The organism is Ruminiclostridium cellobioparum subsp. termitidis CT1112 (assembly GCF_000350485.1).
Lineage (GTDB): Bacteria > Bacillota > Clostridia > Acetivibrionales > DSM-1351 > Ruminiclostridium > Ruminiclostridium termitidis.
The window spans coordinates 60,304-74,293 of record NZ_AORV01000010.1; the positions used below are offsets into that span (position 1 = coordinate 60,304).

The window sequence follows — 13,990 nt, forward strand, 5'->3', positions numbered from 1 at the left end:
CTTTTCCTTATCTGTTGAACTATTAAATTTTTTTATAAAACAATTACCTTACAGAGTAAACTTCCGCACCTGATTCTCCAGCTTCTTTGAGAAGTCCAGATTGTTATGGGTTGAATTCTCAACATTTTTAAACTGTTCGGCAACTTCAGCCGTTTTCACCGTGATTGTCTCTATTCCGTCAGCGCTCTCATTTACACTTGCCGTCACCTGTTCAAGAGCATCAACTATATTGGAAATAGATTTATTCATGGTTTTCGAGGATTCATTGAATTCATTCATCATTGAACTGAAACGGGCTGAATCGGAGTAATATTGTTCACCTGTTTCTATCAGTTTTCTATAGTCTGAAAGAACATCCTGATCAACGAAATCCAGAAGAACACCTGCACTGTCTGTAAGTGCACCCACCGACTCGTTTACTGTCTTCACAATATTCTTTATATCGGCTGCTGTTTTTGAGGACTGGTCGGCCAATTTTCTGATTTCATCTGCCACAACAGCAAATCCCTTGCCTGCCTCCCCTGCCCTTGCCGCTTCTATGGCTGCATTGAGAGAAAGCAGATTTGTCTGCTCGGTAATCTGCAATATGGCCTGGGCAAGCAATTCTATCTGAGAAACGGCCTTTGCCTTATCCATAGCCGTTTTGAGCTGCTGCTTGACATCTTCATAAACATTGCTGGCATTTTCTGCTGACTTCACGGCACTTTCCTTTATCTCACTGGCCTTTTTACTTATCAGATTTGCAGAATCGGCACCGGATTCGGAATTTTGTGAAATCAGATTTACATTTTGCATGATTTCCTGTGTATCAAAATTTATCTGATGAGTCGTTGCAGCCGATTCCTCCATTGAGGCAGAAATACGTTCGGTAGTCTCAAGAGTATCATTTGTTTTATCTCTTAATTCCTGGGATAATTTTTGAACCTCCTGGGAATTGTCCATTATGTTTTTGGAGGAGTCCAGCATGAGACCCAGCATCTCTCTCAAAGAACCTCTCATGGAGGCAAGATTTCTTGCCAGCAGCCCCATTTCATCCCTTCTGCCCTTTATCCTGTCATAGCTTTTATCATGTGACAAATCAAAATTGGCAGTTCTCTCAACTACTTTCAGAAGGACCTTTATTGGAATTGTCAGGGAAAATGTGAGCCATGTACCCACGCAAATTACAAATACGGCCAAAATCGCTCCTGCAAGCAGAATCGGAAAATCTAAAAACTCATGTGCGGTAACCCCGCCGCCCACAATCAGTATGCATCCCACAACAATCAATATTATCTTTTTACTGATAGACATAGCCTCTCGCGCCCCCAGTATTTTTGGAATTTTGGAATTTCAAGAAATTTCGGAAACTTTGGTAATCTTAGTAACTTTTTCTTTTATACTATCATATTGTGTCGATAATATCCATACTCACTTTTATGATTTTTGTACATTTCAGCTTTTCTTTTAATGCTTTTTGATATTTTATACATTATCGGTATAAACAGAGCAGAAAACATTAAAAATGTATAAAAAAAAGGTTGCTTACAATATATACACCATTTAATAAAATATGCTATGTTTATAGAAAATAAATCGCTTATTATACATATATGGGAAGGTGATTAAATGTCTGAACAAATCAAGCTTATTGCATCCCGAATAAAGGAACTGCGTGACATTTCGGCTATATCGGCCCAGAGTCTTGCAGCTGAGCTTAATATTTCAGAAGAAATTTATCTTGAGTACGAAAGTGGAAATACCGATATTCCTGTCAGCTTTCTTTACCAGATAGCCAACAGATTCAATGTTGAGCTGTCTGCCATTTTAACCGGTGATAATCCCAGGCTGCACACCTATCAGGTGGTCAGAAAAGGAAAAGGCGCCAATGTGGAAAGAAGAGAGGATTATAAATACCAGAGTCTTGCCAACAACTTTATAGGCAAGAAGGCCGAACCGTTTATTGTCACTGTTGCACCTGAAGACGACAGTTTTCCTGTTCACTTTAATTCACATAAAGGTCAGGAATTCAATTATGTCATAGAGGGAACCCTGAAAATAATAATCAACGGGCATGAATTGGTATTGGAGGAAGGAGATTCGGTATATTTCGACTCCTCTGCAAATCATGGCATGAAAGCCTTAAACGGCAGGCAGGCTAAATTTTTGGCAATTATTCTTTAGCACTAGGGGGAAAATAACAAATGTTAAACAAGTATCTTTCTCGGCTGGACTTCTCATCCTATGAGGATTTCTATGAGAATTTTGAGATAAAAGTACCTGAGAATTTCAACTTTGCATACGATGTTGTTGATGAATATGCAAAAACCGATCCAAACAAGATTGCACTTGTATGGTGTGATGAATCAGGGGCGGAAGCAACTTTTACTTTCGCCCAGCTCAAAGAATACAGTGATAAAACCGCAAATTTCTTTAAGGCTGTCGGCATCAAACGGGGTGATCCGGTAATGCTGATATTAAAAAGGCGCTACGAATTCTGGTTCTGCATACTGGCATTGCATAAACTGGGTGCCGTGACAATACCGGCAACCCACCTTCTGACATCAAAAGACATAGTTTACAGGGCAAATGCCGCCGACATAAAAATGATTGTCTCTGTATCTGAACCGGAAGTCATCATGCATATCGAGGACTCCCTGAGCAAATCTCCCAGCCTTAAATATAAAGCTCTTGTGGGAGACAGCAAAGATGGCTGGCTTGACTTTACCAGTGAAGTCGACAAATCCTCCAATGTTTTTGAAAACCCGACCGGGGATCAGGCTTCACAGAACAGCGACATATCGCTGCTTTATTTTACTTCGGGTACAACAGGCATGCCCAAGATGGTTCAGCATGATTTTTTATATCCGTTGGGCCATATCCTGACGGCAAAATACTGGCAAAATGTCAGCGACGGCGGCTTACACCTGACTGTTGCCGATACGGGCTGGGCAAAGGCCGTCTGGGGAAAAATCTATGGCCAGTGGCTGGCAGGCAGTGCGGTTTTTGTGTATGACTATAATAAATTTGTTCCGAAGGAATTGCTGCAGATCATTTGTAAACATAAAGTCACCACCTTCTGCGCTCCGCCAACCATGTACAGGTTCTTTATAAAGGAGGATCTGACAAAGTTTGACTTAAGCAATTTGAAGTATTGTGCAGTGGCGGGTGAACCGCTTAATCCCGAGGTTTATAATCAATTCTATAAAGCCACCGGTATAAAGCTTATGGAAGGCTTCGGTCAAACCGAATTGACCGTAACCCTGGCAACCTATCCCTGGATGGAGCCAAAGCCGGGGTCCATGGGCAAACCTTCACCGGGATATGATATAGACCTTCTGGATGATGAAGGCAACTCTGTTCAGGACGGTGAAGAAGGTCAGATAGTTGTCAGAACCTCTAAAAGGAAACCGGCCGGAATGTTTGGGGGATATTACAGGGATACAGCCCTGACCAATAAGGTCTGGCATGATGATATTTATTATACCGGTGACGTGGCATGGCGTGATGAAGACGGCTACTACTGGTTTGTGGGAAGATCAGACGATGTAATCAAGAGTTCGGGTTACAGAATCGGGCCTTTCGAAGTGGAAAGTGCTTTGATCGAACATCCCGCCGTTATGGAATGCGCAATAACCGCCGTTCCCGACGAAATAAGAGGTCAGATCGTAAAAGCGACCGTCGTCCTGACCAGGAACTATTCTCCGGGTGAAGAGCTGGTAAAAGAGCTCCAGGATCATGTAAAGAGAGTAACTGCTCCGTACAAGTATCCCAGAATTATTGAATTCGTGGAAGAGCTTCCCAAAACAATCAGCGGTAAAATCAGACGCGTTGAAATAAGAGAAACCGACAGCGATAAGAAATAAAATTAGTATATGCCTGAAATTGTACAAATTTCAGGCATTTTACTTTTCTTTATTCTCTTGTAGGATCAAATCTGAAGCCCATGAGTTTAGTCTTCTTTTCACCTGGATTCAGAACATATATATCATCGATGTATTCCCACCTTACAAGTATGCTTGTAGACCTTTTTTCGGATATCTGTTTTTCCTTTGGGATCTCTTTACCGTTGTCATCCATGATTTTTGTCATGGTTCCTGACCCTTCCAGCCAGATGCCTATTTCATCAACATCCATCAATTTGGCAAAGATTATGTTGTTAACATCATAGAAATAGTTTAAAACCGTATTCTGCTCGGCTATTTTTCTCAGGCACAAAAATATATTTTCACCAATATAGCTGTTTAGAAACATATCCTTTATACTCCTGTAATTTTTCAGCTATAATATTAAATGAATTTTATTTGCGGAATGTTACAAATATTTGGCCAATGCTAAAGCCCCGTAATTTACGGGGCTGAAAAAAGGGTTTTAAAGGAGAAACAAATTATGAAAAAGTTTATATTTATATATTAGTATAACTTTGTTAATAAACCATTTATAAATGATGAACTTTCTGTAAACAAGTGAGGTAAGTTTTTATCAGAGCCTTCCACTTTTTTATTAACATTGCAGAACCAAAAAAGAGACCGTTGTTAAGCAGCCTCTTTTACTGGAATAACTTTACCTTGTATTTAAATGACTGTTAAATCCGATATTACTTATACCAGCTTCATCAAAATCTCATTGCTTCTTTCTATGAATTTTGCCATTGCATCTGGTTCAAGGGGCTGATGACTCATCATAGCTAGGTCATAGATATGTTCACTGATAAGTTTGACTTGATCTTTCCTGGTTTCATCCTCTTTCATATCGGTCAAGGCCTTTACAAGTTTATTTGAGGAATTCAGTACAAGTGTCTGCTCTTTCGGGAACATATGGCTCATATCCATACCGCCGAACATTGCACTCATCTCCTGCATTCTTCTTGATTGCTCTGACAGGAGAATCATTGCCGGAACGGTTTCATTTTTCAGCGACTCAACCTGCACCTTCAGCTTATCATCATCAACTGCGGCCTTGAACAGCTTTTCCAGATATGATATGTCAGCTTCAGCAATTCCTGTATTGTCGTTCTTCATACTGTCGGATATGTCAGCATCTATTCTGTTGAAGCGCACACCTGTCATTTTGCTCTCCAACAGCTGCATGAAATGGTTATCAATCATTGTGGAAAGTATGACCGCTTCCATTCCGTTTTCGTTAAACAGTCTGATATACTGAGCCTGCTGTTTTTCATTTGAAACGTAGAACACCTTGTTTTCGTGCTTTTCCTTGTTGTTTTCAAGGTAATCTTTTAAGGTCGTATACCCGCCCTTTGTTGACTTGTAAATGAGAATGTCCTTGACCCTGTCATAAAATTTTTCTTCTCTTATACAGCCGTATTTGACAAAGGGATTGATATCATCCCAGTATTTATTGTAATTTTCCCTTTCATTTTCAAAGAGGGAAGTCAGCTTGTCGGCAACCTTCTTTGTGATATGGGTGGATATCTTGTTTACATAGCCGTCATTCTGCAGGAAGCTCCTGGATACGTTCAACGGCAGATCAGGACAGTCAAGTACACCCTTTAACATCAGCAGGAATTCCGGAATGACTTCCTTGATGTTGTCGGCTACAAATACCTGGTTGTAGTAGAGCTTGATCTGGCCTTCCATTGTCTCAAATTCATGTTTGAGCTTGGGGAAATAAAGTATGCCTTTGAGGTTAAAGGGATAGTCCATGTTCAAATGAATCCAGAACAAAGGTTCGTTGAAGTCGTGGAATACCTTGGTATAGAACTGCTTGTATTCCTCTTCTGTACAGTCCTTTGGATTTTTCAGCCACAGTGGTTGGGTATCATTTAAGGGTTCTGGCTTTTTGGGCTCTGCATTTTCAGAGGCAGCCTCCTGCTCTTCACTCTTGGCCTCATCAGCTTTTTCAGGAACTTTGACAGCATCCTCGAGGTACAGTTCATATGGAAGAAAAGCAAAATACTTCTCAAGGGTTGTCCTCATTTTATATTCGTCGGTAAACTCAAGCCCGTCCTCAGCCAGGTAAAGAGTAATTGTGGTCCCTCTCTCCGCTATGTCTGAGTCCTGCATTTCAAACTCAGTACCTCCGTCACTTATCCATCTGACAGCCGCAGCTCCGGGCTGGTAGGACAAGGTATCGATCTGCACTCTCTCTGAAACCATGAAGGCTGAATAGAAGCCCAATCCGAAATGGCCTATTATTTGTCCGTCATCAGACTTGTCCTTGTACTTCTCAAGGAAATCGACTGCTCCTGAAAAAGCAATCTGATTGATGTACTTTTTAACTTCCTCATCAGTCATACCAAGACCATTGTCGATGACTTTTATGGTTTTTTCATTTTTGTTTACGATGACCTTGATTTCAAACCTGTTGTCATCGGGCAGGTCAGCTTCGCCGATGGCGTCAAGCTTCTTGAGTTTACTGATTGCATCGCTTGCATTTGAAACAAGCTCTCTGATAAATATATCCTTTTCAGAATATAGCCATTTTTTTATTATTGGAAAAATGTTTTCGGTATTAATTGAAATACTTCCGCTTTCGTGTTTCATAAATCTACCTCCGCTTGAAAATTTTCAACAATAATAATATACCTCTATTGCAGCAAACTTTCAAGTACTTTTTAGCACTCAATTAGCAAGAGTGCTAATAAAGCATTATATTGTTAAACTGGCACAACGAGTTAAATTAACCGTATAAGGATATTCTCTTCTGCTCGTCACAGGATATATTCTTTTTCTTGCCTTCAAGCTGGGTCACAAGCAGGATTTTTCCGTTCCACAAATCCACAAGGTGCTTAAGGGTCTCATAGGCATAGCTTAATTCCAGCTCCCTGTCATCGTACTCATGTGTCAGCACAAGTGTATTATCCTTCTGGTTCCACTCTTCAACTCTTATGGAAGGAATACTGCCGATTCCCACCGTATTGCAAAGCGTATCCCTGACAATTTTCCAGCCTTCGTCATCGGATACTTCGGATACCATATAATCGTTTCCTGCCGAGACGTATTCAAACAGGTTCATTTCACCGCATAATTCCTGTGTGAGATATCTTCTGATAAAGGATTGGTCTCTTTCAGTCTCCCTTATTTCAAAAATCTTTTCCCTGCCGTATTTCTCATCAAGGTTTTCAAATATTTTAAAACCTATGTAATAAGGATTTATACTTGATTTCAAAGGACGGATCACTTCGTTGTGCCTTTTCAGGAATTCCATATGCATGTTCTGTGGAAGTTCCAGCTTGTTCATAATGTTAAAATGCCAATAGCTGGCCCAGCCTTCGTTCATTATCTTTGTCTCTATCTGGGGCAGAAAATACAGGGCCTCCTCCCTTACTATGGCCAGGATATCCTTTTCCCAGTCCTGCATCCTCCCGTATTCGATTATGAATTTCAGAATATCTTCCTCAGGCTTTTCAGGTATTTTTATTTCCTGCTGAACAAACTGCTTAAGTTCCTCTGAGTTTTGTTGAGTGTATCGTTCCAGATAAGGAAAGTCCTTATTGTGCTCAGTCAGAGCAGATACGTCTTTTCCTGTATTATCCGGCCTGTTCCGGAACTCCACGATCCTCTCGGTCTGAAGTTTTACCGCGTGGGCGGCATTTAATATCTTTTCAACCCTTGCATAACCTATGCTAGGGTCAGAAATATACTCCCTTATACGGTTTGCATGATTTTTAAACATCTCAACGGTATACTCCGCCTTGGTTCCCAATTTAAACAGCCTGTTATTTTTGAAAAAATCATTATGGGCATATACATGGGCTATTGTCAGGACCTGAAGCAGGAGGGAGTTGTCTTTCATCAGATAGGCAAGGCACGGATTTGAGTTTATAACCATTTCATAGGGCAGGCCGGTAAGATTGTATTTATGCAGCGTTTTAATCCTCTCATACGACTTGCCGTAGCTCCAGTGCGGGTAGTGTGACGGCATACCCACATAGGATTCATAGCCTATCATGTCCTCATAATCTATTATCTCAAATTCCTGGTTATAATAATCCAGGCCGCATTCCTTTGCAATCGGCTCTATCCGCTCATTCCAATATTCCAAATCAGCTATGCTAAAATCCGCCATAAGACCTCCCATATCCATAACATTGCATGGACAACATATACGCTATTCGCCCTTCTCCAGAAGTTTTTTTAATGCAGGAAGGACATCCTCTTTCTTATTTATGGTTATTGCTGCAAAATTCTCACTGTCTATCTTGCTCTGAAGTTCGGATTTAATGGTGCTTCCCATACTGTAATAGCCCGGCACGATTTCTCCATAGCCGAATAGGTTGCATACCTCGCATAGTTTTCTTGCGCTGTCCACCGCTTTTTTGTTATCTTCCGACCAATTATCCCCATCACTGCAATGAAAGGCATAAATATTCCAGTTTGACGGACTGTACCTTTCATTTATTATCTCAAGCGCCTTTTCATATCCGCTGCTGATGTATGTACCTCCCGATTCGCCTCTGTGAAAAAACTCCTTTTCGTTAACCTCTTTTGCAGTGGTTGTATGGGCTATAAATACAACTTCCACATTGGTATATTTGAGCTGTAAGAACTGGTAGAGCAAAAAGTAAAAACTTCTTGCGAGATATTTCTTTGTCTGGTCCATCGAGCCCGATACATCCATAATACACAATACAACCGCATTATAGTCCCTTTTATTATCTTCCTTTATCCTGTAATACCTCAGATCGTCTTCTATAAAAGGAAACCTGTTTTTTTGCAGGCCATTTAACTGAATATTATTATTTATATGAATCTCAGAACTGTCTTCAAAATCCTCATCATATTTTTGGGCCTTTTCCTGATCAAGCTCGTTCAAGGTACGCTTGGTGGCCTGCTTCCGCTTGATTTTTTCCACTACCGAGCGCTTTTTTGCAAGCCTGGGAGGAATACCCCTCTGCTGGTAGCCAAGCTTTCTGTAGCTTTTTTCCTCCAGCTGGGACAATTGCTTCTTATCTATATCGGGCAGGTTTAAATCATCGAAGAGGTATCTTATTACCTCTTCGATTGTGATTTCAGTTTCATATATTTCTTCGCCTTCCTGATTTCCTGCTCTTCCTTTGCCGGTTCCGCTCTGGGCCTCCCCCGCAAATTTATCGCCTCTTTTTTCATTTCCGTCGCCCGAGCCTACACCAGGTTTATTTCTTCCATAAACAAATTGAAATTCCTTAATACCCCTTATGGGTATTTTTATTTTCTTATCCCGGCTCTTTCCGATAATGCTCTCTTCGGCTATGATATTGCCGAGATTCTTTTTTATGGACTCCTCTACCAATTCCCTGTGCCGCCGACGGTCTTCCGCAGATCTGTCACGACCGCCGCTGCCGTTTTCTCTGAATATAGCCATATATACTAACCTCCATGAGCCATGTTATGGCTTTGAACCGCATAGCGGCCACAAAATAATAATGAAATTTGCTTACTCCTCTGCCGCTGTAAGGCGAATAGAAGAGGTTAATCCTTCCAAAGGTTATTGGCAGCATATTTCAGAATTACGTTGCAGCAATGGTCACAGTAACCGTTCTTTTTCATCTCTTCAACCATGGTATTATATTTCTGGGTTTGTTCCTTGTCTCTCACTTTTGCCTGGGTAATAATCCTGCTGAGATCTCTTACAGAAGTTGTAAGCTTCTTTTCTATTGCATCCTTTAAAGGTTCATAGCTGGTGTAATCAAGACTCCCTCCGTTCCTCATGACAAAAAACATATAGGCGGTTACATCGGACCGGAAACCTTTTACTGCCGTATCGGATATTCCAATCTGCTCCTCGATGGATCTCATGAATTTCTCATCAGGTTCCAGTTCCTCTCCGGTATTCTTATCCTTTATTTTGGTCTTATTTACAAAGGCCTCGGCATGATCCAGGTAATTGTTAAACAGGCTTTCGGCCTGTTCTCTGTAGCCGTGTATAAAGGCCTTGGTTACTTCCTTTTCAAGTATCTTATTGTATTCTTTCTTTACTGTATCGTATATCAATCTTAAATATCTTTCCTTTTCATCATCTCCTATGCCCAGCTCCTTGACAGACTTTATCAGGGATTCCATTACGGCAATAGGATTTATACAATCATTTTCAGATTCTGATAAGGCAGTATCCAGGGCTTTCATTATAAATCTTGTTGAAATACCTGTCATGCCTTCCCGGGGAGCTTCTTCACGCAGCTCGAATATGTCTATCTTTCTGGTCATGCCCTTTTCGAGAATTTCTTCTCCGTTATATATCTTTAATTTGGTCATGGGATCAACCTTGTTTGACGGGCTAAGTCTTGTTAGAATTGCAAACATTGATGCAATCTCTATGGTATGCGGTGCAATATGGGCTCTGAATTTACTTTTTGACAGCATCTTTTCATAAATTTTAATCTCTTCGTTTAATTCCAGACAATATGGAACTTCTATCCTCACTATTCTGTCCAATATGGCTTCATTTGTGTGATCTGATTTGAATTTGTTCCACTCGGCTTCGTTTGAATGGGCCACAATTACTCCGTCAAAGTAGATCATGGCGCCCTTTCCCGGCGATGGTATGGATTTTTCCTGAGTGGCGGTTATCATGGTATGCAGATATTCCGTTTCGTTTTTAAAAACCTCAATAAATTCGACAATACCGCGGTTACCCGCATTAAAAGCTCCATTGAGGGACAGTACCCTGGGATCATCCTCCGGATAGAGGTCGATTTTTGAAATATCAACACTTCCGGTAAGTATGGAAGAGTCCTGGTTGTTGGGGTCCACAGGAGGAACCACACCAATACCTTTTCTGGAGCGTATTGAAAAGCCCACCGATTCCACGGGAAATCTCTCATATTCTCCTGCGTATTCGTTTTTCAGCCTGTATCTGCACACGGGACACAAATCTCCCTCTATTTTAACGCCAAGTGTCTCCTCAAATTCTTTTCTGAGATGTTTGGGTACAAGGTGGAGCGGTTCTTCTCTCATCGGACAGCCTTTTAAAGCATAGACAGGTGCAGCCACTTCAAGTGACTTTTTTAATGCTTCCATCAGCGAGGATTTACCCGCACCTACAGGACCCACAAGATATAACACCTGCCGTGACTCTTCACCGGCCATGGCAGCCGAATGAAAATACCTGACTATCTTCATAATAGTTTTATCGATACCGAAAAAATCCTCTTCAAAAAAAGCATACTTTTTGATTATGTCATTTCCGTATATTCTTCTCAATCTTGGATTCTCATCTGTTCGAACGACCTCCATCCCCTTTGCTACTATAAGATCGTACAACCTCTGATGAGCAAGAACAGCCACCTCAGGATTTGATTTTACCAACTGAAGATATTCAAGAAATGTGCTTTCAAATACCCTTTTTACCCTATCATCCCTGTCCTTTTGAATCATTGCTTTGAAGTCAAACTCCGGTGTGGTCATCTGGAAACCTCCCTTTTTACCTGGTAGATTTGAAGGAACAAACAGTTTTACTGCCATTATAATCAATAGTTTTGAAATTTGTTCCTGATAAAATATCTCATTTTAAAATATATGTGAGTATTGGAAAAATATTATTGAATAAGTACTTTTATGTGTTTTAGTTTTGTACTTTTTGAAGCGCAGGATTGTATTTTTTACCTATTCCATATATAGTATTTATGAATCCGAAAATTTGCCAATAAATTATTTATAGAGCTGGCAGAACAAGATTAATACACCGGACTGGAGCGACTGATAACATGTTTATATATAAAACTCTTGATGATGTAGCTGTTACTGTAATTCATGAAGCATTTGTCAACGCTTTTTCAGATTATCAGGTAAAAATGGATTTACCCTTGCGGAAGTTTGAGACTATGCTGAAAAGAAGGGGTTTTGTTCCGGATATTTCATTGGGTGCTTTTCAGGATAATATTTTGACCGGCTTCATTTTAAACGGTTTTAGGTCCTGGAACAGCAAGCCTGCCGTGTACGATCTGGGAACAGGGGTAATTCCTGAGTTCAGGAAACAGGGAATTACAAGCACAATGCTGGCAACCTTGAAGGATTTGCTGAAATCAAAAAATGTAGAGCAGTATTTGCTGGAAGTCATTCAATCCAATACACCGGCATTTAACTTATATAAAAAACAGGGGTTTGAGATTGTCCGGGACTTTGCCTGCTTCAGTCTTGACAGAACAGGCTGTACTGCCGCAGGTACATATAACTCGGAGCATGTAAATATAATTGCGACCGGCTGCTGGGAACAGCTGAAAAGCTTCTGGGACTTTCATCCCTCCTGGCAGAACTCCATTGCTTCGGTCAATGCCGTAAGTGAATCCTTCTTTTATTCGCTTGTAAAAATTGAAAACAAAACTGTGGGCTATGGAATCATTGATAAGAAATCGGGAGATCTGGTGCAGATTGCCGTAGACAAAACGTTCAGACGCCGGGGCATAGGCAGAAGCATTGTATGGGATCTTTCAAACCGCACCGAAGCCGGCCGGATATCAGTCTTAAATGTTGACACTGCCGCGGCTTCGACAGTGAATTTCCTGCTGTCCCTGGGCTTCACCAACAGTGTAAGCCAATATGAAATGCTGCTGACACTATAGTCTGACAGTGTGATATATACCCCGGCTGCCGGCTGCCTTATTGATAATGAATTAAAACTGCCAGGATATCATATTCTGAAATATCCGGGCAGTTTCCTGCAATTTAAAGCTCTATCAATCTTTCGGAAGTTTTATATAAAAAGTAGTACCTTTGCCGGCCGTACTTTCAAACCATATTTCACCGTCATGTACTTCAGTTATGGCGTGATAAACCATGAAAAGGCCCAGTCCCGTCCCGTCCTTCCTGTGATAAACAAAGGGCTGAAAAAGTTTTTCCTTGATTTCATCCGGAATACCGGGTCCGTTATCGTTTACCGAAATAAGCACATCGTTGTTTTGATCACTTATTTCAATCTCTATTTTTCCGTCGCGGGTAATGACCTGCACGGCATTCTTGACCAGATTTTCAAGAGCTCTTTTAAAAACTTTATGGTGGATTTTTAATTTTCCGCCGAAGCAATTAATGAAGGAAAGCTTAATGTTATTCATTTCACAGTCAGGCTGTATCTCCTCGATTACCTGCCTGATTATTTCCGCAGGCTGAAGTTCAACTCTGGCCTCGGGCTTGAAAATGTTCTGCAAATCAACCACTGACCTGTGCAGTGCATCGACCTGTTTTATTATCCTGTCAAAGTATCCATGCTCCTTTTTTGAGGTTGAGGTAAGTGTACCCAATTGGGCAAGTCCCCTGATACTTGCAAGTGGATTTTTTAAATCATGAACGGCTGTTGCCATCAGTTCAGCGGTAGCAATGGATTTTCCGATTCCCTTTGTCGTCTTTGGCTTTGAGGGAATACCGGCTATTTCCTTTTCTATGGCATCCACGCAGGCCATTGCTATGGTAAGCCTTGCCGGATGGGCATATTCGTTCAAAACCGCGATACTTATTGCTCCAATGAGCTTATTGTCCTTATGAATAGGAACTCCAAGACATGAGAAAGGTTTATATATGTTACCATAATGTTCCATACCGTATATAAAAACAGATTCGTCTTCCAATAGACAAGTGCCTCCGCCATTGTTGCCTATATACTCTTCCTTCCAGCATGCCCCGGCACATTGACCGCTTTTCTTTCCTCCGAAATCCTCTACCGGTCCTTTGATATCAAGGACCCACCCCTCACTGTCAAGCAGAGCCACAACGTGAGGAATACCTGTCAGGCTGAGTGAAAGATACTCAAGGTAAGACTTTGCTGTCTGCACTAAAAAATCAAGACCGATAAGCTTCTTTTTCAGTTCTCCGTCCTCTAAATAAACAAACTTCAGTTTTTCAGGGTCAACATTATGTTTCTTACATCTGTCCCATGCTTTAATTGTAATTGATCTAAGAGCTGGTTCATGGTCAATTGCCTCTTTTAACATATTCCATTCTCTAATCATTTCTCTTTCCGAAACATTAGCGGTATTCTCTATGTACAACTTGTTCACTCCCTTTAAACAGATTTTGCGCACTGACACTATTCGACTCAAGTTACATAATTCCTTTATTTCTTCAAAAAATTTACTTTAATT

The 13,990-nt window shown here is 40.9% G+C and carries 10 protein-coding genes; 3 read left to right on the forward strand and 7 right to left on the reverse strand.

The genetic code is table 11. The features are described from left to right. Positions 1-48: 48 nt before the first annotated feature. The gene (locus CTER_RS01790; protein WP_004623194.1) at positions 49-1,293 is read right to left on the reverse strand and encodes a methyl-accepting chemotaxis protein; all 1,245 of its coding nucleotides are present in this window, start codon (positions 1,291-1,293) and stop codon (positions 49-51) included. A gap of 315 nt (positions 1,294-1,608) precedes the next feature. Here CTER_RS01790 and CTER_RS01795 point away from each other — a divergent pair, with 315 nt between their 5' ends. Together CTER_RS01795 and CTER_RS01800 are read left to right on the forward strand one after the other, a co-directional pair. Next, complete coding sequence (locus CTER_RS01795) at positions 1,609-2,163, forward strand: helix-turn-helix domain-containing protein (protein ID WP_004623292.1); 555 nt, start codon at positions 1,609-1,611, stop codon at positions 2,161-2,163. A gap of 20 nt (positions 2,164-2,183) precedes the next feature. Next, positions 2,184-3,845, forward strand: coding sequence for an AMP-binding protein (locus CTER_RS01800; protein ID WP_004623210.1), 1,662 nt, complete (start codon positions 2,184-2,186; stop codon positions 3,843-3,845). Between the two features lie 49 nt (positions 3,846-3,894). Here the strand turns inward: CTER_RS01800 and CTER_RS01805 are convergent, their stop codons facing one another. The 5 genes from CTER_RS01805 to CTER_RS01825 form a co-directional block, all read right to left on the reverse strand. Continuing rightward, the gene (locus CTER_RS01805; protein ID WP_004623288.1) at positions 3,895-4,233 is read right to left on the reverse strand and encodes a hypothetical protein; all 339 of its coding nucleotides are present in this window, start codon (positions 4,231-4,233) and stop codon (positions 3,895-3,897) included. A gap of 347 nt (positions 4,234-4,580) precedes the next feature. Then, positions 4,581-6,482, reverse strand: a complete 1,902-nt coding sequence (htpG, locus tag CTER_RS01810) for a molecular chaperone HtpG (RefSeq protein WP_004623253.1) — start codon at positions 6,480-6,482, stop codon at positions 4,581-4,583. A gap of 136 nt (positions 6,483-6,618) precedes the next feature. Further along, positions 6,619-8,007: a SpoVR family protein gene (locus CTER_RS01815; protein ID WP_004623250.1), complete on the reverse strand. Its 1,389-nt coding sequence runs from the start codon at positions 8,005-8,007 to the stop codon at positions 6,619-6,621. A 42-nt stretch (positions 8,008-8,049) separates the two neighbouring features. Continuing rightward, on the reverse strand, positions 8,050-9,282 hold the full coding sequence (gene yhbH, locus CTER_RS01820) for a sporulation protein YhbH (protein ID WP_004623297.1): 1,233 nt from the start codon (positions 9,280-9,282) through the stop codon (positions 8,050-8,052). 107 nt (positions 9,283-9,389) lie between these two features. Then, positions 9,390-11,324, reverse strand: a complete 1,935-nt coding sequence (locus CTER_RS01825) for a PrkA family serine protein kinase (protein ID WP_004623275.1) — start codon at positions 11,322-11,324, stop codon at positions 9,390-9,392. A gap of 299 nt (positions 11,325-11,623) precedes the next feature. Here CTER_RS01825 and CTER_RS01830 point away from each other — a divergent pair, with 299 nt between their 5' ends. Then, positions 11,624-12,478: a GNAT family N-acetyltransferase gene (locus CTER_RS01830; protein ID WP_004623243.1), complete on the forward strand. Its 855-nt coding sequence runs from the start codon at positions 11,624-11,626 to the stop codon at positions 12,476-12,478. Between the two features lie 114 nt (positions 12,479-12,592). Here CTER_RS01830 and CTER_RS28160 read toward each other — a convergent pair whose 3' ends face one another. Beyond that, positions 12,593-13,897 (reverse strand): ATP-binding protein, encoded by a 1,305-nt coding sequence (locus tag CTER_RS28160; RefSeq protein WP_165585940.1) that lies wholly within the window; start codon positions 13,895-13,897, stop codon positions 12,593-12,595. Positions 13,898-13,990 lie beyond the last annotated feature (93 nt).

Bases quoted from the DNA above. Each gene is read 5' to 3' on its own strand.
- htpG (WP_004623253.1), bottom strand. From the start codon at position 6,482: ATGAAACACGAAAGCGGAAGTATTTCAATTAATACCGAAAACATTTTT.
- CTER_RS01805 (WP_004623288.1), bottom strand. From the start codon at position 4,233: ATGTTTCTAAACAGCTATATTGGTGAAAATATATTTTTGTGCCTGAGA.
- CTER_RS01790 (WP_004623194.1), bottom strand. From the start codon at position 1,293: ATGTCTATCAGTAAAAAGATAATATTGATTGTTGTGGGATGCATACTG.
- CTER_RS01830 (WP_004623243.1), top strand. From the start codon at position 11,624: ATGTTTATATATAAAACTCTTGATGATGTAGCTGTTACTGTAATTCAT.
- CTER_RS01795 (WP_004623292.1), top strand. From the start codon at position 1,609: ATGTCTGAACAAATCAAGCTTATTGCATCCCGAATAAAGGAACTGCGT.
- yhbH (WP_004623297.1), bottom strand. From the start codon at position 9,282: ATGGCTATATTCAGAGAAAACGGCAGCGGCGGTCGTGACAGATCTGCG.
- CTER_RS01815 (WP_004623250.1), bottom strand. From the start codon at position 8,007: ATGGCGGATTTTAGCATAGCTGATTTGGAATATTGGAATGAGCGGATA.
- CTER_RS01825 (WP_004623275.1), bottom strand. From the start codon at position 11,324: ATGACCACACCGGAGTTTGACTTCAAAGCAATGATTCAAAAGGACAGG.
- CTER_RS01800 (WP_004623210.1), top strand. From the start codon at position 2,184: ATGTTAAACAAGTATCTTTCTCGGCTGGACTTCTCATCCTATGAGGAT.